Source organism: Rhodococcus sp. BS-15 (genome assembly GCF_000813105.1).
Taxonomy (GTDB): Bacteria; Actinomycetota; Actinomycetes; order Mycobacteriales; family Mycobacteriaceae; genus Rhodococcoides.
This window is the reverse complement of the sequence record NZ_BAOX01000054.1, coordinates 1-22,823: the sequence shown is the minus strand read 5'-3', so window position 1 is coordinate 22,823 and position 22,823 is coordinate 1. Positions and strand designations below refer to the sequence as shown.

Sequence of the window (22,823 nt, the reverse complement as noted above, 5' to 3'; positions counted from 1 at the left end):
CGCCACGACCGTCCCCACTCCGGCTGGGCGAGCAGGTGCCAGCGGGGCCTTCCGCCAGCCCCACGCGGGGTGCTTGCCGGCGACGGCGCGCAAGGCTGCGCGGAGCTGCATTTCCTCGAAGCCCATGTCGGGCTTCTTCTTGCGGAACGCGGACCGGTTCTGGCCCAGAAGCGCGCACGCGAAGCGTTCGGAAGCCCCGAACTTCTCCACCGCCATGCGCACGGCACGGCGGCGGGGTTCGGGGCTTAGAATTTTCCCTTGGCCACCTCGTTGAGGATGTCGATGGCCAGTTCCTTCTCGGCCAGCAGGCGCTTGAGCCGGGCGTTCTCCTTCTCCAGCTCCTTGGTCCGTTTGGACGCCTCGGCGTTCTTCTCGGACCCGTACTGGTTCAGCCAGCGGTACCAAGTCGCCTCGGTGACCTGAAGCTCCTTGATGACCTCGACCATCGGGCGTCCGTCATTGAGCATTTTCTGGCCCTGCCGGACTTTGGCGATGACCTGCTCGGGGGTGTGTCTGCGTGCCATGATTCGTGAATTTCCTCCTGTGTCCATTCTCGGACACGAAACTCACACAGACACTGGACTTCTACCTGGGGACCCAACCAAGTCGCCCGGACACGATCAGAACTCGCCGCGCAAGCCCCCAGGCGGACCTGACTGTCTCTAGCCGCTCAGCAGGGTTTTCGATCACGTTGACTACGAACCCTAAGTTGACCACGTCTGCAGAAGATCTGACTGCCTCAGGACGATGGCCAGGGTCCCAGCCGGATGCCCGGTAACCCAAGGCAGACAAGCCCCGCAGATCGTCCCCCCGCCCGCACCCGTAGTCGAAAAACGACATACCTGTCGTGAGGATTTGGTCCGCAAGGGCGGTTTCTACGGGCCTGGACAGGGCTGTCCGCGCCATGGCGGTCCTGTGCCGAGCAACGTTCTCCAGATGCATGCCAATGACCTACTCTGTCAGCGCAAGCTTGACCAGCCCCCCGATGTCCGAAGAACGGGTGTCACCAATCAAGTATCCGATTCCTCGGTGAAGATGCAATCGGAGATAGTTGGCAACAGTGTCTTCGTCCAACGGCAGTCCATCTCGGTGGCACCTGTATCTCATTAGTGCCCATAGTGTTTCTCCGTGAGAACCGGCGAAGACTTTCCAGGTCATCTCAACGCTGCTGTCGGTAACGAGTCGTATGGCGGGGGGGACCGTCGGTTCGGCGAGCGATCGGCACAGAGCCCACCTGCACAGAACGTTCCAATGTTCGATCTTGGTGCGCCGTTTGAGTGTTACTAGTTGGTCGCGGGCGGTTTGGGACAAGCGAACATGTTCGAGTGGCACTTTAGTTACTCCCAGAAGTAGCCGGGCAGCACGGACGTGGAGTTCGTTGCCTGGTCAAAATCGAGTCTGTACGCGCGGCCAACGAATTTCTTGATTCGCGCATAAGTAATTTCGTCGATCTCGGTGTCCGTGGACAAGAGGATCACTTGATGGCTTGCATACGGGAAGTATCGGTCGACCAAGTGGCCTCGATGAGATCCGTCCAGCCTGCCCAGCGGCGTGTCGACGACAACTGGTAGCGGTTGTCCGGACGCCCGCGCCAAGCCCCAGAGCAGCGAGACTGCGAGTAGTTGACGTTCACCAGCAGACATCTGGTTGGCTGGAAGTACGTTTCCGTCTCTCCCTACAAGTTCGACTGTGTAGGTATCGGGGTCGATATTTACCGAAGCCACGAGGGACTCTTTGCGAAGTAGCCGTTGCAGCGCTTCGAGGACGAGCTCTCCGATCCTTCCCAGGTATCGGCGTGTGGCCGCCCCACGAAGAGATTCGAGAGTTTCCTTGACCTTGTCTACGTGAGTGACGATCCGAGTGTCGTCATCCGTGGATAGCTCTGCGTGTGCGAGACGGTCTAGTTCACTCTCGTATGCTGCATCAGCCTTGACTCTGTCCGCTCTGGTTGATGTAAGCGCTTCCTGCACCATTTGAAGAGTCGCTTGCTTACGCACGAGGTCAGAGGAAGCAACGTCCAATTCGGCCTTCAAATCATGAAGTGACTCGGGATCTGGCATGGCAACCAGGACGCGCTCGAGCTGATCCAATTCCGTACGGGTCGAGTGTCTACGCTCCAGAAGCGACGCAAGTCGTCTTCGGGCACCCGGTAGTGCTGACTCTCGTAGGAACGCGATGCCCGCTGGATTCTGAAGGCCGGTCACGTGCGGCACCGTTCCTTCTGATTCACGACGTGTGCGATCTTCTGACATGTACAGAGCGATGGTGTCCAAGGCAGAGGCATCGACGCTGGCCGTCGAGAGCATGTCGACGATTGCCTGGTCACGCAAAACGAGAGCGTCTGCGACTATTCGCTGGTTTGTGGCATTGACTTCCGCCAGGCTTTGCCGTTCCAGCCCCTCGAGAAGCTCGCTGATCTGAAGCAAAGGAGCGACATCGGCGGCTTCCTCTCGCAGTTCAGCCTCGATCTGGTCCAGAGATTCCCGATGCAGCTGCGCCGAACTTTCGGTGGCCACACGTTTGTCGAGCAGTTCACCTCCGGTCGACCGATATCGCTCGGTTAGCTCGAAGTGACGCTTTTCCGCGCGCTCCAACTCGACCCGGGCGGATGCCAGCGACTCGACAGTGGTCTCTTCTACCTGTCGAGAGTTCGACGCCGCGTCCTTCTTCTCTGCCACTTTGGCTTTGAGGGCTTCAGGTATCTGATTCATTCGGTGCCGGCGTCTCAAAACGGCCAGATCGGTAGCGAGTCGCTCGACCAGATCGAGTCCCAACAAAGTGGACAACGCCGATCCGAGCACTTCGCGCGATTTTTGCATGTCGGCCAGGGCCTCGATTTGCTCACCGTCGAAGAAGAACAGACCCGCGATACCGCGCGGCAGGAAGGTTTCGACGTGTTCGCCCCACGTCGAGGTCAGAGCCTTGTCCACGACCCCGTCCACTTCCACTTCGAGGCGTTCGCGTACGGGGTCTTTCGATCCCTCCCATGAACGCATCACACGGTATCTATGCTCGACTCCTTGTTGGTTGGCGCGAAATTCGAGCTCGACCGCTGAAGTCGAGCCGGGAGCGGCACCACGGTGCACCAGGCTACGGAGGTAGTTCTCGTAGCTTCCGGTTCGACGCCCTGTCGATTGAGCCAGCGTTCCGTAGAACGCGAGGTGAATTGCCTCCAAAATTGTGGTCTTGCCAGCACCGTTCAATCCGCCGACCAAAATAATTGGCTTGGTCGACGACTTCGGTGTGAGTTCTATTTTGTGTCTCGCCGAGAAGGTGCCGACGTTTTGTAAGACCAGATGATCGAGTATCAATCTGTTGCCCCTGTCGGAACTGCGCGAACGTACCCCGCTGCAATGTCGAGATCGCTGGGTGTGTCGGAGTCGCTCTCACGTTCAATCGCGTCACGCCGCTTGTTAGCCCGGTTTAGGGCGTCGTCCTCGTCATCGTAGAAACCTCTGCGCATCGCCTTCGTAAGAGAGTCGAAAAGACCGGCACGGCGGGCTTGTGAACGGTGTCGCTGCTCGATGTCGAGCAGCTCGCGTACGAGCTCAAAATGGAGTCTGTCGTCGCCCACGACTTCCTGGAGGATGGCGACCGTCTCTGGACCGAGGGGGAGATGCTCGTCGAGTGGGCGTCCAGGGAAATCCTCGCCAGTCACTTCGCGATAGATGGCGGGCAGGTTGTCCTCGAACTCGTGCTTCTCGACTACCCACAACCGACGAATTTCCTCGAGCTCCGGAAGTGTCACCAACTCAAGGTTTTCGACTATCTTCGGCCCGTTTGCGCGAATCCATGTCTGAGCTTCGAGTAGCTTACGTACCCATCGTTCGCGTGACTTCTGCGTGTATGGGCCCGGGATGGTTCGGTCGTGAAAGAGCTGGACGCTCCCGTTCATACGGCGAAAATCGCGGAGATGTCTGTCATCGGCTACATCGAGTTCGTTACGAAGCTCTAAGAGTGGAAGCATCCACTCTTTCTCTTCGTCATTCTGAATCATCGCCGACATCGACTTGTCTTTGTCGACCAGTGTGCATGTCCAGCAACCAAACCGGCTATCACCGCAGCTCGGGGTGGAGGAGTCGACGACCAACGGGCACTCTCCATCGGACGAGGCACCTTGATACATGGTAAGAAGCTCTTTGTTCGAGTATCCCCATGGGTTCTTGGTTTGCATGAGGAAGGTCCATACATCGTCGTTGGACCAATTCTCAACAGGCGAGTAGACGAGGCAGTTGGGAAGAGAGTCGTTGGGACTGAGTAGATCTCGTACCCGACGTGACTCTAGCTCGGACATTCGATGTGACCGACCGGAGCTCTCAGCTTTACGCGTGCCCAGGACCAGTATCGCTTCTCCGTGGGATTTCACCATGTTAATGATAAAACTGTTGGAGGGCTTGATCTTCAGCCGCTCTGTGCACCACCGGAACTTGGGCCGTGGGGCAGGGTATCCTCGACCCGCCAAGTTGACCCAGAATGTGTCCGCGACAGCAGGCGTCAAACGGTGAGGTTCGATCGGCAGATCCTGTTGGGTTGCAGCGGCCCTGATCGTCTCCAGCGAGTGCGTGACCCACGCCGCAACGATGGGGTTCTCGACCAATGTGTCGGTGCTGATGACATGAATCTGCTTGGTTCGCTTCTCCGGCTCCAAGCGAGCGATGGCCATCCAAACCAGCTGCAGTACAGCGGTCGAGTCTTTACCACCTGAATAACCGATGACCCACGGGATACCGTCTTCGAGGTAGAGAGTCTGAGTTTGCTCAACCAATTCGTCGATCGTGCCCGACAGCCCTAGATTGTCGAACGCAGATCGCGGTCGGATCGGTAGGTTAATGGTCACTTGTCTCCTCCATTAAATGCAGTTTCGGCGCGCTGCTCGTCGGCTGGTAACGGGATTCCCAAGGTTCTTCTGATGAGCGCTGTCGTCAGCAACACGTTGCCGGCGCTCTTCGAGACGCGACCACCGGACATTGCCCGGCCTTCCCATACGGACGAATTCGATCGATGCCAATCGATGTCTCCGAGTTGCTTCAGAATCTTTGGCCACTTCTTCTTGTCTGGTGTGTCCCGCAGAATGCTGTTGCCGACCTTGCCGAGTGAGTGCAACACGATGCCGTGGCTGTGTATGAAGTCCCTGCGGATTTCGCCGGCGCTGACTTCGCGTTGGCGAACTTGAGTCCACTCGGGGATGTACTTCGAGACGGTGTCCCAGAAGACCTGAGCCATTTCGACTTTCTGATCGAAACTGCTGTCATCGAGACCGTCGAGAAGTGCCCGGTTTGCGCTGTACATCGCGGACAACGTAAACAGCTTCCGTGAGCGGGTTGCCAAGTTGCTCGACTCGGTCTCCGTCAGATCGTTGTAGAAGTCGGACTGGAAGACAACGACGCGCGTGATGGCCGACAGGTCATCTCGATGGTCGTACAACACACTGATCGATTTTGCGGGTCGGATGGCGTACCTGTTCAGGTCTGCAAACATCTGCTGACAACGCTTGAGCCCGAGATCCAGGAACATGACGATAGCGATGGTCTCGTCACCAAGGTCTGGGTTCTGACTCAGAGCTTCCTGGATCGCCGCGCGACGATGCTGGCCATCGTTGATCACGAACTTGGCCGACATAGGGATGGTAAGCGTGCCGATGCGGTCATTCGGTCCACCGCCGCCGAAGGGCTCGAAGGTGACGTCGGCGTCGACTGACGCCGTGAGCGCTGAGAAGACGTAGCTGTCCGGATTTTCGACCACGTAGCGAGCGATCTCCGGTACTCGTGCCTTGTTGAGCGTCCGCTGCGCACGCATCTCCGGGACAAGCTCCTCATCGTCAAACAGGAACAGGCGCGGTATTAGTCTCAAGGGGCACATGGTCACGAAGTAGCCCCGCCCGGCTTGAACCCCCCGGATGGCAGGGAAGACGTACTCGAAGCCCGGGCTTCGAGCAACTACCGAGCTGGACTGCTTGACCATGTCTCTCCAAACGTTGGTCGGTGATGTACGGAACTATACATCCGAACAACACGCCGGGTTTAACGAACACCCGCGTCGATTTTGGCGTACAGTCTCGGGCATGACGATAGCTCCGGGTACCGACAACTCTTTGCTGAGCGACGCCGCTGCAGCGTCTCCGGTGTACCTGGACTGCAACGCAACGACGCCAATCGATCCTGAAGTCCTGGCAGAGGTCATCCACTACCTGCAGGAAGATTTCGGTAACGCCGGCAGCCGCACGCACGCGTATGGGCAACGCGCTAAGGAACGCGTGAATCGTGCCCGTGAGCAGGTTGCGGCACCCGCGGGTGCCAAGCCAGACGAGGTAATCTTCACTAGCGGGGCTACTGAGAGCAACAATCTTGCGATCCTTGGACTCGAGCAAGCCGGTCGTGACTCGGGACACATGCACATCGTGACCACTCAGATCGAGCACAAAGCTGTTTTGGAGCCAATTCGTGAGCTCGGAAGACGTGGGTTCGAGATCACCGAAGTATCACCCAATTCTGATGGCTGGGTTTCGGCGGATGACATATCAGCGGCCCTTCGTCCTGACACACACCTAGTGTCGGTTATGGCCGCAAACAACGAGACGGGCGTGTTTCAACCGATCTCCGACATTGCGGCGTGTCTGACGAGCCATGGTGCATTTTTTCATGTAGACGGAGCGCAGGCCTACGGAAAAGTCGCGGACATCTTCGACAACTCTAGGATTGACCTAATTAGTTTGTCTGGTCATAAGGTTTACGCGCCGAAAGGTATCGGTGCCTTGATCGCTCGACGTCGTGGCTACGAGCGCATCCCACTGAGCGCGCTATTTGTTGGAGGCGGCCAAGAACGAGGCCTTCGTCCCGGCACCTTGCCGGTACCGCTCATCGCTGGACTTGGAACTGCAATCGAGCTGGCCGGAGCTAAGCGCCTGGAGCGCAAAAAATACGCGCTGCAACTGAGGGAGCAAGCGCTAACCGCGCTTGCTCCGCTTAGTATCTTAATAAATGGAGACCCGTCACGGGCGTTGCCTCACACCTTGAACTTCTCGGTGCCTGGCTTGGACTCTGAGGCAGCACTTGTCGCGCTAAAAGGTACGGCAGCTATTTCGAACGGGTCTGCGTGTACTTCGCAAGCTTACGAACCAAGTCACGTGCTGGTAGCAATGGATCTCGGCGAGGACAGGATCAACGGTGCGCTCCGCCTATCGTGGTGCCACTTAACTCCGCGGCCAGACTGGCTGGCCATAGGCTCTGCTCTTGAACGGATTCGACACCGCTAGATTACAAACCATAAGATTGGTGAGCTACCGTATGCCGCTCCACTGTCTGGTTGAAAGTCATAAAATCATTGGAACTATGTTTGTCGTGCGGCCGATCTTATCGGCAGAGAGGTGGTTGACCAGACCGGAGAATCGTTCGTAATCGCAAGTTGGCGGTATTAAAGAGCCGATCTTGTAGGAATTCCAGCATACGTTCGCAAGCTTTCGTGAAGTGGTCAATGCCGACGAGCCAAAGCCGTCACGCGAGGCAATGACCAGTGCCCTCGAGAATCCCGGCTGAGAATTGATATCAATTAACGAGTCATAGATATGCCAAACGGGCTTTTGCAGTCCATACAAATATTTATTTACCACGTCTTCTACGTGTTGCCCAGATAGGACCCCGGTCCACGCTTTTGCTTGAATAGATATGCATAAAGCCTGGATCGGGCTCGTCTGATAAAGTCCTAAGACGTCTATACCGCCATCGTTGGATCCATCAACTACGTAGACTCTAGAAGCGCCTGAATATGCGAGCGCTACCGCGCAAGACCATACAAATTCACGGGGTTCGCAGCACTTTACAAACTCGATTATGCGTAAGTTTTCTCCAGTTGTACCCCCCCGGAAGTATTTGTGATTTACCCCTAAAAGCACGTCTGCCTGCAGTGTAGATGCGTAAAGCGGAGGGTCAATTCCCTCCGCAGACCACGTGCGATCTGTAAATGTCTCAAAATGTTGCAAAATCGCCCCAGCCATTGCTCAGCCAATTCGTCGCTTTGCATGGAAGAGTAACCTGATTTCACAAACGCGCACGATAGGTGACTCAGGACGTGCACTGACTTTCTGGGCTGCGTTGAAGTGGCGAGGGTATATGCCTCTTCTCGAACGATTTTCAGCGCATTCATTGCTTACGAAGTCTCCGAGGCGGAATCGCCTTGCTTGGGGGCTGATACCGCAGCGAGAAGAGACGCGATAACATCAGCGAGTGATTGAAGCGATGACGAAACATCTTTCGGCTGTGACATGAGCATTGTCGCAGGAAGGCTTTCAAGCGCTTTTGTCGCTCGCTGAATCTCAGCTTTCCAATCGTGCTTTGCTGACGATTCGTCAAGACGGCCTTTGGCCTCGTCGATCGGCATGGCGTACTGCAGCACGCTGTCGATCAGGTCAGTTCGGTTGTTTTTGACTAGCTGCTCCAGAGCGCCAATTTGGCGCGGGTCGTGAATTCTTCGCTTACTGCCGTTTTCCGGATCTTCACCGACCAGCTCGTAGAATGTCTGCAGGTTATCAATGTTCTCGTAGTTCTTGCTTGCTTCATTCCAGCCAAGCCAGTTCCTTATGTTTGGCCTCCTGTGTGCTTCTTCGAAGAGTGTGAAATATTCTTTTTTTGCACGGCTCGAGTAGTCTTCATCGGAGAGCATTTGCTGGAGGCCTCGGTTGGCGTTGTACAGTCTATTCACGGCTTGTGTTGATATTCCAAGCTTCTGACCCACCTGGCGGGATTTTAAACCACCCTCATCGATTTCTCGTGATACAAGTTCTGCTCGCTGCGCGGGGGACCAATCCCTAATTCCGCTAATGTGCCTAATTCCCTGAAGTATCCACGCAATGTCGTTCGACTGGGCACCCGTGTATACGAGGCATTTTATGCTTTGTATAGATTCTAAAAGTAGTTCCTGACCCTCCTCGTTTAGATCGGACTCTTCAATCAGAGCGCCGCTGATTCTCTTTTCAACTGTTTTGAGTGCTGCGACGCGCCGATTTCCTTCGACTGCGACATATCTACCACTTCCAATTTCAAGTTCGCGAATTACGATTCGATCCAGAGGTAAGAATCCGTTCTGAATAATGCTACCGACAAGCTCTTCGACCCCTTCTTTCTGAATGCTAACGTCCGTATTCTTTTGGACCTGTTCTTCGTGGGCTCTTTTGTCGGGGATCTTCGATTTCAGATTCGTGAATCGAGGATTGTTAGGGTCCAGATAAATTTTATCGAGGGAAATGTTCATTTCAAGCAAATCTTGGTCGTACACTGATTCTCCTTTTAGTCTTCTGATCTTCAACGTCGATTATAACTCACGGACGTGAGGTGGACGGCGTTTCTCGGCCGTCGGTTGCTGAAGCGTGCGCAAACTTGCGAAGAGTGTGAAGCATTGCCGCTTTGGCCTGCCCGGACTGGCGAAGGTAGTGACCGCCGAGGTCACGTCACTGCCGCCGATATTGATCAATGCGCCAGTGGTTTCGACGCACGACATCGCGGCTGGAGTTACTCTGCAGTCAGGCGTTCGACGGATCTTTCACTCCATCGACCATTGCGAAGGATGCCCTCAATGCGGCCTTGATCGCTCTTGCGCGGTCGTCGCTCACCGAAGTACCTACCAACGCTCGTTTAAGTTAGCAATCGCTCCGCCAGTTTCGCGCAGGACGGGTGCTGCCTCGGGTCACCGGTTCAGGCTCGGTCCGCTCACGTGACCATTCCCGCCCGGAAGGCAGCCAGCGCCGCCTCGACTCGATTGCGCACACCAAGTTTCATGAATATCCCAGAGATATGGGTCTTCACCGTCGTCTCGCTGAGGAATAGCTCCGAGGATATATCCGCGTTGGTCGAACCAGTAGCCAAGATGCGCAACACATCTCGCTCCCTCGGGCTCAGCGCATCCATCGACGCCGACGTCGGGGCCGCCGGCAACACCGACGTTGCCACAATTTTTCGGAGCGAATCCTCACTGAACAACGTGTTGCCGGATGCCACTGCTCGAACCGACTGATGGAACGTCTCGGGTGCCTCGCTCTTGCTCAAGAAGCTGTGTGCACCAGCCTCGATGGCCCGTACCACCAGATCGTCCACATCCATCGCCGTCATCGCAATGACTTTCGGCGGATGGGCCAGCGTCATCAACTCGCGGGTGGAGTCCAGTCCGCCGAGTCGGCGCATCTGAAGATCCATCAACACCACGTGCGGCCGGAAAGCCGCAACAGCAGCAGGCACCTGGTCGCCGTCCTCCACGTCGGCCACCACCGAAATGTCCGGGGTCTTCGCGAAGATTTCCGACACACCACGTCGAACAAAGGGGTCGTCGTCGACGATCAGAACGGTGATCACGGCTGGCGCTGTCATGGTTCGCTGAGCTTAGAACGCGCTTCCGACACCGTCCGTCAGGAGTACCACGGCAACCAACACGAGACCACGAATTCACCCGGCTGCGGGCCGGCCGCGAATGTGCCGCCCACCCCGCGGACCTGTTCGGCCAACCCTGCCAACCCCGTGCCCGACCCGTGCTCGAACGCCGGTTGACCCATCAGCTGATTGCGCACATCGACGCGCACGCCCGTCTGATCGGACCCGTACACCACCACCCGAATGGTGGAACCGCTAGCGTGCTTTTGCGCATTGGTGAGCGCTTCCTGCACCACCCGATACGCCACATGACTGCTTGCAGCGCCGATTTCGCCGGGCGTCACGTCGAGCATCATCGTCGTGTGCAAGCCTGCGTCTCGCGCAGTGTGCATCAGATCGGAGATGCCCTCGAAACTTTGCCGGCCACCGCTCGAGGCATCGGCCGATCCGCGCAGCACGCCGATGATGCGCTTGAGCTCGTCGAGCGCATCGTGGGCGGTCTGCCGAATCATCGATGCAGTTTGGGCCACCTTCTCGGGTCCATCGGCGCTGTTGACTTGCATTCCGCCTGCAAACAGTGAGATGCGGCTGAGGCTGGCCGCGAGGGTGTCGTGCATGTCGCGGGCAATGCGGGCACGTTCCGCATTCAGCAGCATCTCCTCACGAAGAGCGTTGGACTCCACCGTCACCTTGTCTCGGGTGACCACAGCCTCCGTCAGGTCGGATCGCGTGCGGTGCAGCATTGCTCCACCCACGACCAACCCGACGAGCACTGCCGCGACGACCCACGGAATCCACACCGGGACGTCCCATTCCACCGGCATGGACCCATCCTCGGCCTTCGTCGAACCGATGGTCAGGACGGAGTAGTACCGACTGCGATGCGCGTCGTACGTCAACGACACCCCGCACGCGACGTATACCGCGATGGCAGCTATCACCAGCGGCTTGGTTCGTGCGAACGCACATCCGGCAAACAGGGCAATCAACGCTGCTGTCGCATCGGTCGCAAAGAACAGCGGCCCGGCCAACGCCAAACCCAGAACGACCCATGGCCGTTCGTGTCGCCAGATCAAGGCGACGCCTGCGATCAGGTTGAGCGCGACGCCGAGGCCCAGGTTCCACCCCGGCGTCCCGGACGCACCCGCCAACCCGGCGGTCATCATCGAGCAGAACAGGCTGAAGGCCACCGCCGCCGTCGTCCAGGCTGTGCGGCGCAGGGTGCCTGTCCGGTGGTGCTCACGAACTGCAGCGTACGGCCGAGCACCGACATTGCGAATCGTCCGAACGGCCCGCATGACCGATCGGATGCGACCGAAAGAAGGAGGCGCACCGACCGGTCAGCCGAGGCGCGGACAGGGCTGACTGCGGTGTGGTTGATGCATCGCCGAACGAGAGGAATTTCGACATGACCAACCACAACCCGAACCCCCAGCAGCAGTACGCTCCGCCCGCTCCCGAGCAGAAGAAGAGTTGGTTTGCCCGACACAAGATCCTGACCGTCATCCTGGTAATCGTCGTGCTGGGTGTCCTCATTCGGCTCATCGGTGGTGGCTCTTCGGAGAGCCCGACGGCTCCCGCGCCGGCCGGTTCCCCGTCGTCGGAAGAAGCGGCTCCTGCGGCCCCGGCCGAGCCGAGTAGTCCAGGGATCGGAGTCCCGGTGCGCGACGGCAAGTTCGAGTTCGTCGTCACCGCGGTCGCGCCACCCGTCGCGACCGTCGGCTCGGAGTACCTGACGCAGACTGCGCAGGGCGAGTACGTCCAGGTGACGATGACCGTGCGCAACATCGGCGACCGAGCACAGAGCTTGGACGCGTCCTCGCAGAAGTTGCTCGACGCCGACGGCAAGCGGTACTCGGTCGACAGCCTCGCGACTGCCTACCTCGATGAGGGCATCGGCTACGAACAGATTAATCCGGGCAACGCGCTGGACACGACCGTCGTGTTCGACGTCCCCGTCGGGACCGTGCCTGCCGAGATCGAGCTGCATGATTCGGCGTTCTCAGGCGGTACGACGGTTGCGCTGCGGTAGCCATCGATCATCGCTCTTCCGTTGTACCTCAAATCAATTCATTCGACGCAGTTCAGGCTGCGACCTGAAGGAGGAAACTATGACCAACCCTCAGCTGTCCCTCGTCGCTGCACTGCTCGACCGGTCCGGCTCGATGCATTCCATCGCCGACGACACCCGCGGCGGATTCGACTCGTTCATCACCAAGGAGCGTGAGGCCGACGGTCGGACTGTGGTCACGCTCGCGCAGTTCGACGACCGGTACGAGCTGGTCTACGACAACACGCCCATCGAGGATGTGGACCCGCTCGTGCTCGAGCCGCGGGGGAGCACCGCGTTGTACGACGCGATCGGCCGGCTCGTCAGCGAGGTCGGCATCGGGCTGGCCGCGATACCGGAAGACGACCGTCCCGGCTCGGTGACGGTGCTCGTGATGACCGACGGTCACGAGAACGCGAGCCGGGAGTGGACGAATTCTGCTGTGCGGGAGCTGATTCACCGGCAGGAGGACTACAGCTGGGACTTCGTGTTTCTGGGATCGAACATCGACGCCGTCGAGGTCGGTGCCGATCTGGGTTTTCAGCGCGGCAAGTCGATGACGTACGTCTCGACGTCGGTCGGCGTGACGGCAGCCTTCGATTCGGTGGCGGAGTATCAGCATCGAAAGCGATCGGCCGGTGTCGATGCGCCTTCGGTGTCCGCTTTCAGCCCGGAGGATCGCAGACGAGCGAGAGGGGAGTAGGAGGGGGCGGTCTACTACTTCTCCTCGACACCGCCGGCGGTGGTCGGATCGGAACCGAGAGTCTCACCAGGCCACCGATCCGGCGTCGTCGAAGAATCCGCCCCGCGGGCCATCGTCGGGCAGGGTGGCGAGCTGCAGTGCGATGCGCGCACCCTCCGCCGGCGTGCGTGTGGATGCGAATCCGGTGAAATCCGTTGCCACATAGCCCGGGCAGCACGCATTCACGATCACCGCAGTGTCCACGAGTTGCCGTGCGTACTGCACGGTCATCGCGTTCACCATGGTCTTGGATGGAGCATATGCCGCCATTATCGGGCCGGTCTGTAGCGCGAGCGAGCCCATGTTGCTCGAGACATTGACAATGCGTGGCGAGGAAGACTGAAGAAGGGTCGGAAGCAATGCGTTCGTCACTCTGATGACCCCGAATACGTTGGTGTCCAATGCAGTCCGCAATACGTCGATATCCAGCGTCGTCGGATTCTGTTGGTCGCCGCCGGAGATGCCTGCGTTGTTCACCAGTATGTCCAGGTCGCGGATGGAGTTGGCGGCGGCCGCAACGCTGTGGTCCGACGTGACATCGAGGGGGACTCCGAACGCATCGATGCCCGCAGCACGAAGCTTGGCGACCGCGTCCTGTCGTCGTGCATCGTTGCGGGCCCCGATTCCCACTCTGATTCCCTGCATTCCGAGTCCGTGTGCGATAGCAAAGCCGATCCCTTTGTTGGCACCGGTGATCAGCGCGGTCTTTGTCGTCATGCGATCCATCGTCGGCGTCGAGAGCAAGTGCGTCCAATACCGATCGACCAACCTGTGATACTCGACGGGTATCACAGCTACGCTGTCCCAGTGGACGATCTCGAAACACGCGAACTCCGGTACTTCATCGCCGTTGCCGAGGAGCTGCACTTCGGGCGCGCAGCGCAACGCCTGGGGATCGCCCAGCCACCGCTCTCGCGAGCGATCAGCAGGATGGAGCGCCGACTAGGCGTCGCGCTCCTGGATCGGAATCGCCGCGGAGTCGCACTCACTGCTGCCGGTGCTGTGTTCCTGAGGGACGCTGCGACGGCGCTCGACGCGGTCGCAGCGGCAGCGCAGCGAGCACGAGCCGCTGGTACCAGAGTCAAACTGGTAACCAAAGCCGGTGCGTCCCACGAGCTCCTACGCCGCGTTCTCGATGTGTACCCCGCTGACGTGGATGTCGTGTTGTGTGAAGTCGGTGAGCAGGCCGAATATCTTCGCCGCGGTGATGCCGACGTGGCGCTGATGCATCGCCCCGTCGACGACCTCGTCGGGTTCGACTCCGAGGACCTCCTCACCGAGGGGCAGGTCGCGATCGTTCCGCGTGATCACCCCTTGGCCGCGAAAGACGAACTGAGCATGGACGATATCCGCGACGTCCCGGATCTACCGATGGCCCGATGGCCACAGCTCGACGGAACCTATCCGAAGGGACCCGGGCCTGAGGTGCGCGCTCAATCGCAGATCGCCCAACTGGTCGCGCTGGGTCAGGCGCTGCTGGTGATCCCAGCGTCGAGTCGGGCGTGGCAGTGGCCCGAGCATGTGGCCGTACCTGTCGTTGATGCGCCGATGATCACGACGGTCATCGGGTGGCCGGCCGGAGTCCGATCGCCGGAGGTATCAGCATTGGTCCGGTCGGCAGTCGGGATTGCGTTCGAAAGACGGACCGTAGCCCTCGGCGTGCGCCGATCCACTGAGATCACCGACCGCCGTATTTCGAGTTGATGCGACTCTCCAACCATTGCAGCGCAATCGTGGGTGGCAGTGGCGTCACGAGTATCAGCAACTTCGTTTTCCTGGGATCTAACATCGACGCCGTCGAGGTGGGTGCCGATCTGGGCTTTCAGCGGGACAAATCGATGACGTACGTCTCGACGTCGGTCGGCGTGACGGCAGCCTTCGATTCGGTGGCGGACTACCAGCATCGGAAGCGATGGGCCGGTGTCGATGCGCGTTCGGTATCGGCTTTCACCCCGGAGGAACGCAGACGAGCGCGACGGGATTAGCAGAAGTGGGCGACGGCCAGGTGCATGGTCACTCGCTGCAGACTCTCGACTGCCATCCGAGTGGAACCGCGGACGGCGCTGCTGCGTCTAACGGACAGCTGCTCGATAGGTCAACAGATGCTGGACGTTCGATGGGGGAGGTGTTGATGGGATCTGAACCGTTGTCGGTGGTGCCGGGGGAATTGCATGGTTTGTGTCGGTCGACTTACCGTGTTGCCGATGAGCTTGCTCGCGCACTCGGTTCAGTACAACCTGATGTCGAACGTATGGCCGATGGTTGGGTTGGTGCTTCCGGTAGTGCGTTCGATGCTCATTGGGAGAAGCTGTGTACTCGTGCCCGGGTTGTGACACAGGAGCTGGCATCGATCGCAATTGATCTCGAGCAAGCAGCTCGGGAGTATGTCGATGCAGATGATGTGATCGCACTGCGCGTATCGGTTCTCGACCTTGGCTGAATCCGAAGCTGAGTTCGCCGTCGAGCTGGGCGATCTTGAAACTTTGGTCACGCGGCTCGACGGATTGATCGAGTCTATTGATCGAAACGTGGCTGAGCTATCCGCGCAGGCAGCGAGTGTGAGGTCGTGTTGGACCGGTGAGGCAGCTGACGCCTACACAGAACGACACCTTGCTTGGCATACCGCAGTGGGTGAGTTGACCGCCGAGATTTCCAATGTTCAGGCGCGCCTCAGAAACGCGCACCACCAGTACTCGGACGCCGTAGGAACAAACCTGAAAATGCTTGGGCGGGAATGAAATTCTGTGGCTCCGAATAAACTCCATGTGGATCCCAACACCTACTACGCCGCCGCCAACGTTTGTTTCAGGGTGGCATCGGGCCTGTGCGACGCAGTGCGCTCCGCGGGGAGTGTGTTGGATCGGTGTGGCTCGATGGCAGGTGCCTACCCCGAAGGTGCCACCTGGGCCGGAAGATACGACGAGCATGTCAACGACTTCTATTTGGGTGTGAACGATCTGGTGGAAGCACTCGAAAACTACGGTGACGTGTTGACCCAGGCCGGTTACAACTACGCCGTCGCAGAGTGGGCAGCCAGCCAGTCAGGTGGCCCGCCGACTATGCCTGAGCTACCGAACTACAACGAAACGACAGTTCTCACACCAGCGCCGGCGGCAGGGGGAACCGGCGACGGGCTGTTCGACGACGGTCTCGGGCTGGTCGGGGAGATCGGAATACCGATTCCAGACGGTGACACAGCCAAACTGGAGCTCGCTTTGGGCGCGTGGAACGTCCTTGCTACGGGCAGTGGATCGACCAATCTGCCAGAGGATCTCGTCGCCGCGGCAGCGTTGTTCGCCGATACGATCGGCCCCGACGTCGAGTTCATCGATGACGACTTGCGTGAGTTGGGCACAGCGGCATCCGACCTGATAGCCGCAGCAGCTGAGTTGCGCGACGCGTGTGCCGAGTACAAGTCGTCGTTAGTGGAACTGCGTGAGGATCTCGAGTCGATCCTCACTGACCTTGCTAAGGAACTTGCGGTAACCGCAGCCGTGGCAATCGCGGCCTCGTTCATCACCTTTGGGGCCGGGGCTATTGCTGGTGCCGGTGCGTCGACCAGAGCAGTACTGAAGTACGGCAAGATCGTCCGAGATGCGATCGTCTTCTGGAAATCAACCAAAGGTCTGGGTACCAGGCTTGAATTCACGAAGGACCTCAAGCGACTGCGTGCAACTTTAGGACGTATCAAGGATCTGGGAAGGCGGACGAAGCCTGCCCCGGTGGGACCGCCGCCGCATGTTCCTACCGGGTGGGTACGTTCCCCTGCAAGAAATGGAATGGGCGAGATGTGGCAGAAGCGGGATCCTCCGGAAATTCCGATTCGATGCGGATAATGGATCCGACTGCGCGGTACCCGAACGGGTATGTTCGCTACTACAACGAACATGGTCAGCCCATCAACCTGGACGGTAAACCGGGGCCCAACCCTGAGACCCATTTTCCCATCGAGCCGGACGGCTCATTTTCAGTCCCGAGAGGGTGGTAGAACGTGGACATTCCTCTGGTAGGTCAATTGATCGTGTCGCTCGAGTTCGGGTTCTCCCTCGCGCTGCGTACGAATCATGATTACGAACTACGTATCGAATCGACTTTTCGGCTCGATGAGCCTGGGTCCGACGGGTTCCGAGGTGTGCCGGACGAATCGCTCTCCGACAACACCGCTGTCAGGCGTCTCGAGGGCAGACAGGTCGTACGTGCGTACGCTTCCGACGACGGCGACCTGCGGATCGAGTTTGCCGACCGTGCAAGCCTTGTAGTTCCTTTCGACCCCGATTTCGAAGCCTGGACCGTTGCGGCACCCCAAGGTTTCAAGGCGGTCAGTGTGGCCGGCGGCGGGCTCACAGTCTGGGACTGAAGGGAGCGGGACCGGCAATGATGGTCTCGGAGACAGAGCCGGTCGGGCTGCCATTCGGCTGACGAACCTGCCTGGACCTGATTAGATCAGCGACCGCCGTGTTTCGAGTGATACGGGGTTCCAACCACGGCGGGGCGATAGTGGGTTGTAATGCCATCACCAGGATCAACACAACCTTGCGCATGATGATGTTTTCCACCGCACCACGCTGACGTCGCGAACTTCCGCGATGCCGATGCGTTCGTGGCCGATACTCGTGCGCTGGCGGGTCTCGGTTTCGTTGGCGCGCATGTATTCATCTGGCTCAACCCGCCCCTGTGCGAATGGTGCTGTGCCGTTGGATGATGAGGTACGTGAGGCCGAGGAATTGCTGGCCGACTTGGAACGTGCCACCTCGGGTGTCGCCGTCGACAGCAAGGGATTCCTGATCGACGAGGCCGTTGCCCGCACCGCTCGACGAGTAGTGGAGCGGGTTCTGCGAGGGCGGCGATGTCTCCGACTCGCTGAGTCGAGACATCCTGCCTAAGCGCGTGCCTGGATTCGGCAAATGGGCCATCCGATCCGGCTGGCGAGCGGGAAACGTAGAGTGTTGTGATTATTCGCTTTTGCGCGTTCATCCGATTGGCGGATGGACCTAGGGCTGAATGTTTGGATAACGTAACGCCATTCTGCTTGATTCCCAGCTTGCAATCGGAGACAGTGGCACCCGTGGACGTATTGTTTCCTCTGATCTTGCTGATTCTCGTCGCAGGTACTATCACCTTGGTCGTCCGTCGGCATCGCAGAATCCAAGCGGAGATGACGGCCCCATCGCAGGCGGTTCCTATGGGGTATACACACCAAGGCCAACCGATCTATCCTGTCGTCGGCTACACCACGGGTGGTACCCCGGTCACGGCAGACCAGGTGTCCGGTGGAGCCCTGAGGGCACCGGTAATGACCAACTCGAAGGCAATCCTCACTCTGATTCTTGCGTTCATCTTTCCTATCGCTGCAATCCCGTTGGGACACATCGCACGAGGGGAAATAGATCGATCCGGTGAAGGTGGTGACGGGCTGGCTTTGGCTGGTCTGATAATCAGCTACGCGTGGATCGCGCTTGTCGTGATCGCGGTTGCCGCGCTCATGATCGGGCTATGATTGTCGGTTTCCGCAAAACTGGCCATTGCTCGGCGGTCGGTTGACCGTTACCGAGCCGCTGGTTTCGGCGTGGAATCAATAGTCCAGTGGTGTTTCTCGCCTGGGCTGAGCAAGGAATGTCAACTCATGTCGGATCTTGAGATCCAGTCACCGGACGATTTCGTACGCACGGCAAGGTGGGTTTGCAGTATTAGTCGGTCAAGTGCCGGGCCGAGTCAGTCGCCCTGACCCGGTATACATTTGATTGAAACTGTAGTCGATTCGGCCCGGAGCGAGTGCGAGCGTGAGGTCGACGAATTTCAGGCAGCCGCCGTTCTTCGTGATCTCTTCCTGGATCGTCAGGGCATCGCCGACCAGCTGAGCATTGTTCAGAACTCCACTGCATGAGAGTTCCGGGTACTCGACAAGTCCTACCACTGTTCTGCCGTCATGCGCGAGCGTCATGCGTACTGAGTAGGGTCGCGATCCAGACTGATTGACGGGACCAGTCCAGTCGCCGAGCCACGGTTCGACATCCGCGAGTGCGACCGGGGCACCGGTGCCGACCGGAAGTGGCGTGATCTCTCTGGCGGACACCGCGAAGCTCTGCCGATCGAGCCTGTTGCAGTACGTAGCAGGCCCTCGAGCTGTGACCACAAGGCGGCCGGCGCTGCGGCGAGAAGTCCGACCACCGCGCCTGCAGCACCGCCGACTGCTGCCCCGAAACAACGCAGGACCGATGCAAATCCCGTTGCACTAGGGTTGTTTTCGACTGCACCCGAATTGATGAGGTCAGGTAGACACTCGGCACGGGAGATCGAGTCGACTGCCTCGTCGGGGAGTAGGAAGCCGATGCCAAGTGCAAGGGTTCTTACCTGCGACAGGACTGGATCGACCATCATCTCGACTTTCGTGTCCGACAAGGGCGAAGTTTCGAACTCAGAGGTTTCTCCAGGAAGCATCATCTGCTCGTCCAGGACGTCGGGGGACGTGACACGCCATGTGCTCAGCGCGAGCAAATTTGCAGCTGTGTACGCAGTCGGGGTGCGAAGTTCCCATTCAGGTGTAGTCGACAACCTCCACGCCACCGAGCTGTTGGATTGCACTGACAGCCGTATCTTGCCACCAGCATTTCCGAGGCACGGCCATGCGACGTCGCTCGGAACTCGGGTGATCGTTACACCCAAATCTGAATAGTTTCCGTCAGCCCTGAAGCAGCCCGGGCGGGGAGTCGTCATCTGAAGGGCGTCACTGGCCGCGGTGAATACAGTGTCGGCAAGGTCAGAGATTTTAATCAAGACCGGCCAGAACGATGATAGGTGGTTCGACTGAACTACAAGAGTTGCAGATTTCTCTGGGGAAAGAAGACTTATGACCCCGTTCGACTCGCTGAGAACAAAGATGTTCGAATCTGTGTCTACTTGATCGAAGTGCAGTGTGATGGGAGAACTGGGTTGCTCGTTATCGCCCAGCGTGATCTCGACGCCATGCCCTACTCTGTCGGCAAACTGGCCCCACAATCCCGGCAAGGGTTTGTCGTTCTTCTCGACCCGGACCGGCGTTCCGACTGTCGCGACGTCGGCGGGGGCGTCGACTGTCACCTGGTCGACGGTTGCGTTGAATCCCGACTGGCCGACTTTCGTATCGACGACACTTCTGACGGACGTTGAGTCGCCGGGCGTTGGAACATTCGTGAATGTCGAGCACTGTGTCAGAGTCATCGCGGCGACGAGGCTCGCCGCGATGATGGTCGACCGCCTCGGATAATTCCGACATTTCATGGAGGCAATCTACAGGTGGGGAGTTTAGAATGGATCATCCAATCGAATGATTGCATTCTTCCAGCTCGTAGCAACCATTGAGGTCATCCGAAAAGAGGACTGCCAAGAGCACCCGGGTGCCGGTAGATTTTCGATTTGCATAATCGGCGGCTTTCCCAGCGAGTATTCCGCCGTCCCCACCACCATCCCCTCCTCCTTGCTTCCTCTCTGCCTCTGCCTCTGCCGCTGGCACCGGGCCAGGTGTCAGGCGAACGCGATGCGAAGCCCGACGCTCGCAGTAGCCCCACCGGCGCTGAGGATGAAGTTGTGCCGTCCTTCGTCGCGGAACACCATCTGCATCGGCAGGAACCAGAACCGATTCTCCCCGGTGAAGCCGGCACCGGGGATCTGAAGGCCCCGCTGATTCACGATGTGTTCGCCGCTTCCGTCGAGCACTTCGAGAGTCGCGGGGAAGTCCTTACCGATGTCGTCGGGTCCCGTCTGCAACAGCGCGACCAGGCTGCATTCGAGCATGCGGGTCTCGCGAGCAACCGTGCAGGAATCCCAGACGCCGCCGAGGATGTCGAGCATGTCGTTGGAGGCTCGCGCGTACTCCGCGAAGAACAACCCGGTGATGATCATCGGCTTCCTCTCTCGTTCAACTGCCCCGAGGCAAAACGACCTTGGCTAGCCGCGTCGACCGACACGGCCACGCGCACAACTCTAGGCGTCGCGGCGGTCGACCCTCGAGCTCCTACGCTGTCGCACGCAACGCCCAAGCCCGTGCGAGCGCAAAGGTCGCCACGAGTACGCACAGCACCGCCGCGATCACGGCGACAAAGGTGGATGCCGTCGCGGAGAATCCGAGAGTCCAGGCAGTCCCCGTTCCGACGAGGGTGGCGAGGACACCTCCGATCGGGAGAAAGGCAGCCACGACCTTGGTCGTCCGGGACGACAACGGATCGTGACTTACCCTGAGCAGCAACCGAACCGAGGCGATTCCGAGCACGTAGGCCAAAACTCCGGTGCCTGCGTATATCGGCAGCAGGTAGTCGGTCGATACGCTCGAATTCAGACCGGAAAAGCTCGATCCGATGAGTATCAGCAGGGGCGTCATCCCTAGCGTCACTCCGATCAGACCGGCAACGACGACAAGCCCCACTCGTCGAGAGGGGTCGACGGCGAATCGAAAGCCGCACAGGTGAAGCACCAGGCCTGCGAGCATGCCCACCACTGCTCCGACTGAAGCAGCGACAATGGGCTGCACCCACGGCCCCAGCGTGGTGTCCGGACCATAGAACGATCCGCCGGAGACGTACGCCGAGTACCCCGCGGTTCTGGTTGCCGAGTGGCCCAGCAATGCAATCACCGCGCCGAGCAAAGCAAAACCACTTCCCTGTTTCATCACGTGCCCATGATGACGGGTGTCCGATCTGCGTAGAGAAATTCGGTTGGAGTGTTGCCCTGCCACGGCTTCGACCCCGGGGTGCGACGGTGTTCACTCAAGTGAAGACTGCGTCGCACCGATCGGCAAAAGCCAGTTGCAACTGGGTCCGATCCAATGGAACCGATGCACCGGTAGCTGCGTCCAACACCAAGGATGGGTTCCAAGGACGGAGTGCTGTGATCAACGTGCGATTGCTGATCGGGAGTGCGGTCGGTGTGATGCTGGTGGCAACCGGATGCGCAGGGGCGACCGAAAGCATACCCGCTGCGGCACCGTCGACGACATCGGTGATGGCAACCGCTCCGGCGAATGGTGCGTGGGATCCGTGCACCATCCCAGACGCTGCCATCGAAGACGCGGGGTTGGCCGTGGAGACGAAGTCTTCGAACTTGGTGGGGGAGCTGCCGATTTCGGAGAACTGGATGACGTGTATCTGGACCAACCCTTTGCCGACGCGTGGTATTACCTCGGGATCTTCTCGTCCGATGAGAGCCTGGACTATCTACGTGGCAGTGGACGTTTCGGGCAGTTCGAGCCGATTGAGGGCCTCGACGGTTTGAGGTTCCGCCGGACTGCTCAGTACAACGAGGTCAACTGCGGCGTCGCCTTCGAACACCCTACTGGCGTGTTCTACCTCATCCTCGACGGCTTTCTGGCGACCGAGCCCCTTGGAGATCCGTGTGTCGAGGTCGAACGGTTGGCGCGTTCGCTCCGGGCATTCATGCCTTCATCGAACTAGTTGGGGGAAGAAGCAATGGGGTCAGAAACGAACGAGCTGGCGGCTTCGATGCAGCAGTGGCAGTCGCTGTCGATGCAGGCAGAGTCCGGACAGCTCGAAATTCCCGAAGGCGTGGCGTTCCGGTGCGACGAGGTCTGCGCTGCCTACATTCGGCACTTGCAAAATATGGCGCGTAAGACGGAGTATTTGGTCGACGTCGCGGCATTCGGCACCTTGGATTCGGCCAGGCAGCTCGGCGAAAAGTTCGAGAGGATTGC

General features: G+C 59.0%; 26 protein-coding genes and 2 pseudogenes. 12 read left to right on the top strand and 16 right to left on the bottom strand.

Annotation, left to right across the window (positions count from 1 at the left end; translation table 11 throughout):
* The 6 genes and pseudogenes from RHBS_RS09385 to dndB form a co-directional block, all read right to left on the bottom strand.
* Positions 1–524: pseudogene (locus RHBS_RS09385) on the bottom strand (transposase); the annotation flags it as partial.
* A 61-nt stretch (positions 525–585) separates the two neighbouring features.
* On the bottom strand, positions 586–942 hold the full coding sequence (locus tag RHBS_RS09380) for a DNA phosphorothioation-associated putative methyltransferase (protein ID WP_128645422.1): 357 nt from the start codon (positions 940–942) through the stop codon (positions 586–588).
* Positions 943–951: 9 nt separating this feature from the next.
* Positions 952–1,332 (bottom strand): DNA sulfur modification protein DndE, encoded by a 381-nt coding sequence (gene dndE / locus RHBS_RS09375; RefSeq protein WP_080735803.1) that lies wholly within the window; start codon positions 1,330–1,332, stop codon positions 952–954.
* A gap of 5 nt (positions 1,333–1,337) precedes the next feature.
* Positions 1,338–3,311, bottom strand: coding sequence for a DNA sulfur modification protein DndD (gene dndD / locus RHBS_RS09370; protein WP_094643709.1), 1,974 nt, complete (start codon positions 3,309–3,311; stop codon positions 1,338–1,340).
* Positions 3,308–4,837: a DNA phosphorothioation system sulfurtransferase DndC gene (gene dndC, locus RHBS_RS09365; protein ID WP_094643708.1), complete on the bottom strand. Its 1,530-nt coding sequence runs from the start codon at positions 4,835–4,837 to the stop codon at positions 3,308–3,310. Before dndC ends, dndD begins: the two co-directional genes overlap by 4 nt.
* Positions 4,834–5,961: a DNA sulfur modification protein DndB gene (gene dndB / locus RHBS_RS09360; RefSeq protein WP_094643707.1), complete on the bottom strand. Its 1,128-nt coding sequence runs from the start codon at positions 5,959–5,961 to the stop codon at positions 4,834–4,836. The genes dndC and dndB overlap by 4 nt, the downstream gene beginning before the upstream one ends.
* Positions 5,962–6,061: 100 nt before the next feature.
* Between dndB and dndA the strand changes: the two genes are divergently transcribed.
* Positions 6,062–7,252 carry a cysteine desulfurase DndA gene (gene dndA, locus RHBS_RS09355; protein ID WP_094643706.1) on the top strand — a complete coding sequence of 397 codons (1,191 nt, stop codon included), beginning with the start codon at positions 6,062–6,064 and terminating at the stop codon, positions 7,250–7,252.
* Between the two features lie 57 nt (positions 7,253–7,309).
* Here the strand turns inward: dndA and RHBS_RS32160 are convergent, their stop codons facing one another.
* The 4 genes from RHBS_RS32160 to RHBS_RS09335 form a co-directional block, all read right to left on the bottom strand.
* Positions 7,310–7,990, bottom strand: a complete 681-nt coding sequence (locus RHBS_RS32160; protein WP_128645421.1) for a restriction endonuclease — start codon at positions 7,988–7,990, stop codon at positions 7,310–7,312.
* A gap of 152 nt (positions 7,991–8,142) precedes the next feature.
* The gene (locus RHBS_RS09345; RefSeq protein WP_128645420.1) at positions 8,143–9,267 is read right to left on the bottom strand and encodes a ParB N-terminal domain-containing protein; all 1,125 of its coding nucleotides are present in this window, start codon (positions 9,265–9,267) and stop codon (positions 8,143–8,145) included.
* A 431-nt stretch (positions 9,268–9,698) separates the two neighbouring features.
* The gene (locus tag RHBS_RS09340; protein WP_128645419.1) at positions 9,699–10,352 is read right to left on the bottom strand and encodes a response regulator transcription factor; all 654 of its coding nucleotides are present in this window, start codon (positions 10,350–10,352) and stop codon (positions 9,699–9,701) included.
* A 38-nt stretch (positions 10,353–10,390) separates the two neighbouring features.
* On the bottom strand, positions 10,391–11,650 hold the full coding sequence (locus tag RHBS_RS09335) for a sensor histidine kinase (protein ID WP_128645418.1): 1,260 nt from the start codon (positions 11,648–11,650) through the stop codon (positions 10,391–10,393).
* A 110-nt stretch (positions 11,651–11,760) separates the two neighbouring features.
* On the opposite strand from RHBS_RS09335, the gene RHBS_RS09330 reads away from it, so the two are divergent.
* Positions 11,761–12,384 carry a DUF4352 domain-containing protein gene (locus RHBS_RS09330; RefSeq protein ID WP_128645417.1) on the top strand — a complete coding sequence of 208 codons (624 nt, stop codon included), beginning with the start codon at positions 11,761–11,763 and terminating at the stop codon, positions 12,382–12,384.
* A gap of 79 nt (positions 12,385–12,463) precedes the next feature.
* Positions 12,464–13,105 (top strand): vWA domain-containing protein, encoded by a 642-nt coding sequence (locus tag RHBS_RS09325; RefSeq protein WP_128645416.1) that lies wholly within the window; start codon positions 12,464–12,466, stop codon positions 13,103–13,105.
* Positions 13,106–13,168: 63 nt separating this feature from the next.
* On the opposite strand, the gene RHBS_RS09320 is transcribed toward RHBS_RS09325, so the two are convergent.
* Positions 13,169–13,861 (bottom strand): SDR family oxidoreductase, encoded by a 693-nt coding sequence (locus RHBS_RS09320; protein WP_236745359.1) that lies wholly within the window; start codon positions 13,859–13,861, stop codon positions 13,169–13,171.
* A gap of 90 nt (positions 13,862–13,951) precedes the next feature.
* Between RHBS_RS09320 and RHBS_RS09315 the strand changes: the two genes are divergently transcribed.
* The 6 genes from RHBS_RS09315 to RHBS_RS09295 all read left to right on the top strand — a co-directional run bounded on the left by RHBS_RS09315 (position 13,952) and on the right by RHBS_RS09295 (position 17,501).
* Positions 13,952–14,848, top strand: a complete 897-nt coding sequence (locus RHBS_RS09315; protein WP_128645415.1) for a LysR family transcriptional regulator — start codon at positions 13,952–13,954, stop codon at positions 14,846–14,848.
* The gene (locus tag RHBS_RS28860; RefSeq protein WP_187298427.1) at positions 14,848–15,129 is read left to right on the top strand and encodes a hypothetical protein; all 282 of its coding nucleotides are present in this window, start codon (positions 14,848–14,850) and stop codon (positions 15,127–15,129) included. The genes RHBS_RS09315 and RHBS_RS28860 overlap by 1 nt, the downstream gene beginning before the upstream one ends.
* Before the next feature lie 131 nt (positions 15,130–15,260).
* Positions 15,261–15,584, top strand: coding sequence for a WXG100 family type VII secretion target (locus RHBS_RS28855; protein ID WP_187298426.1), 324 nt, complete (start codon positions 15,261–15,263; stop codon positions 15,582–15,584).
* Positions 15,577–15,882 carry a WXG100 family type VII secretion target gene (locus tag RHBS_RS09305; RefSeq protein WP_128645413.1) on the top strand — a complete coding sequence of 102 codons (306 nt, stop codon included), beginning with the start codon at positions 15,577–15,579 and terminating at the stop codon, positions 15,880–15,882. The genes RHBS_RS28855 and RHBS_RS09305 overlap by 8 nt, the downstream gene beginning before the upstream one ends.
* Before the next feature lie 135 nt (positions 15,883–16,017).
* Positions 16,018–16,980 carry a hypothetical protein gene (locus RHBS_RS09300; RefSeq protein ID WP_128645412.1) on the top strand — a complete coding sequence of 321 codons (963 nt, stop codon included), beginning with the start codon at positions 16,018–16,020 and terminating at the stop codon, positions 16,978–16,980.
* Positions 16,981–17,135: 155 nt separating this feature from the next.
* Positions 17,136–17,501, top strand: coding sequence for a DUF6188 family protein (locus tag RHBS_RS09295; protein WP_128645411.1), 366 nt, complete (start codon positions 17,136–17,138; stop codon positions 17,499–17,501).
* Between the two features lie 304 nt (positions 17,502–17,805).
* On the opposite strand, the gene RHBS_RS09290 is transcribed toward RHBS_RS09295, so the two are convergent.
* Entirely contained in the window at positions 17,806–18,018 is a 213-nt protein-coding gene (locus RHBS_RS09290) for a hypothetical protein (RefSeq protein WP_128645410.1), read from the bottom strand.
* 308 nt (positions 18,019–18,326) lie between these two features.
* Here RHBS_RS09290 and RHBS_RS30385 point away from each other — a divergent pair, with 308 nt between their 5' ends.
* On the top strand, positions 18,327–18,641 hold the full coding sequence (locus RHBS_RS30385) for a DUF4190 domain-containing protein (RefSeq protein ID WP_237669126.1): 315 nt from the start codon (positions 18,327–18,329) through the stop codon (positions 18,639–18,641).
* A gap of 198 nt (positions 18,642–18,839) precedes the next feature.
* Here RHBS_RS30385 and RHBS_RS09280 read toward each other — a convergent pair whose 3' ends face one another.
* The 4 genes from RHBS_RS09280 to RHBS_RS09265 all read right to left on the bottom strand — a co-directional run bounded on the left by RHBS_RS09280 (position 18,840) and on the right by RHBS_RS09265 (position 21,785).
* The gene (locus RHBS_RS09280; protein WP_128645408.1) at positions 18,840–19,085 is read right to left on the bottom strand and encodes a hypothetical protein; all 246 of its coding nucleotides are present in this window, start codon (positions 19,083–19,085) and stop codon (positions 18,840–18,842) included.
* Complete coding sequence (locus tag RHBS_RS09275) at positions 19,082–20,341, bottom strand: hypothetical protein (protein WP_128645407.1); 1,260 nt, start codon at positions 20,339–20,341, stop codon at positions 19,082–19,084. Before RHBS_RS09275 ends, RHBS_RS09280 begins: the two co-directional genes overlap by 4 nt.
* A 303-nt stretch (positions 20,342–20,644) precedes the next feature.
* A complete protein-coding gene (locus tag RHBS_RS09270) occupies positions 20,645–21,022 on the bottom strand; it encodes a hypothetical protein (protein WP_128645406.1) in 378 nt (125 codons plus the stop codon).
* A gap of 112 nt (positions 21,023–21,134) precedes the next feature.
* A complete protein-coding gene (locus RHBS_RS09265; RefSeq protein WP_128645405.1) occupies positions 21,135–21,785 on the bottom strand; it encodes a hypothetical protein in 651 nt (216 codons plus the stop codon).
* 277 nt (positions 21,786–22,062) lie between these two features.
* Here RHBS_RS09265 and RHBS_RS09260 point away from each other — a divergent pair, with 277 nt between their 5' ends.
* On the top strand, positions 22,063–22,566 hold the full coding sequence (locus RHBS_RS09260) for a hypothetical protein (protein WP_128645404.1): 504 nt from the start codon (positions 22,063–22,065) through the stop codon (positions 22,564–22,566).
* Positions 22,567–22,823, top strand: a pseudogene (locus RHBS_RS09255) (hypothetical protein); the annotation flags it as partial.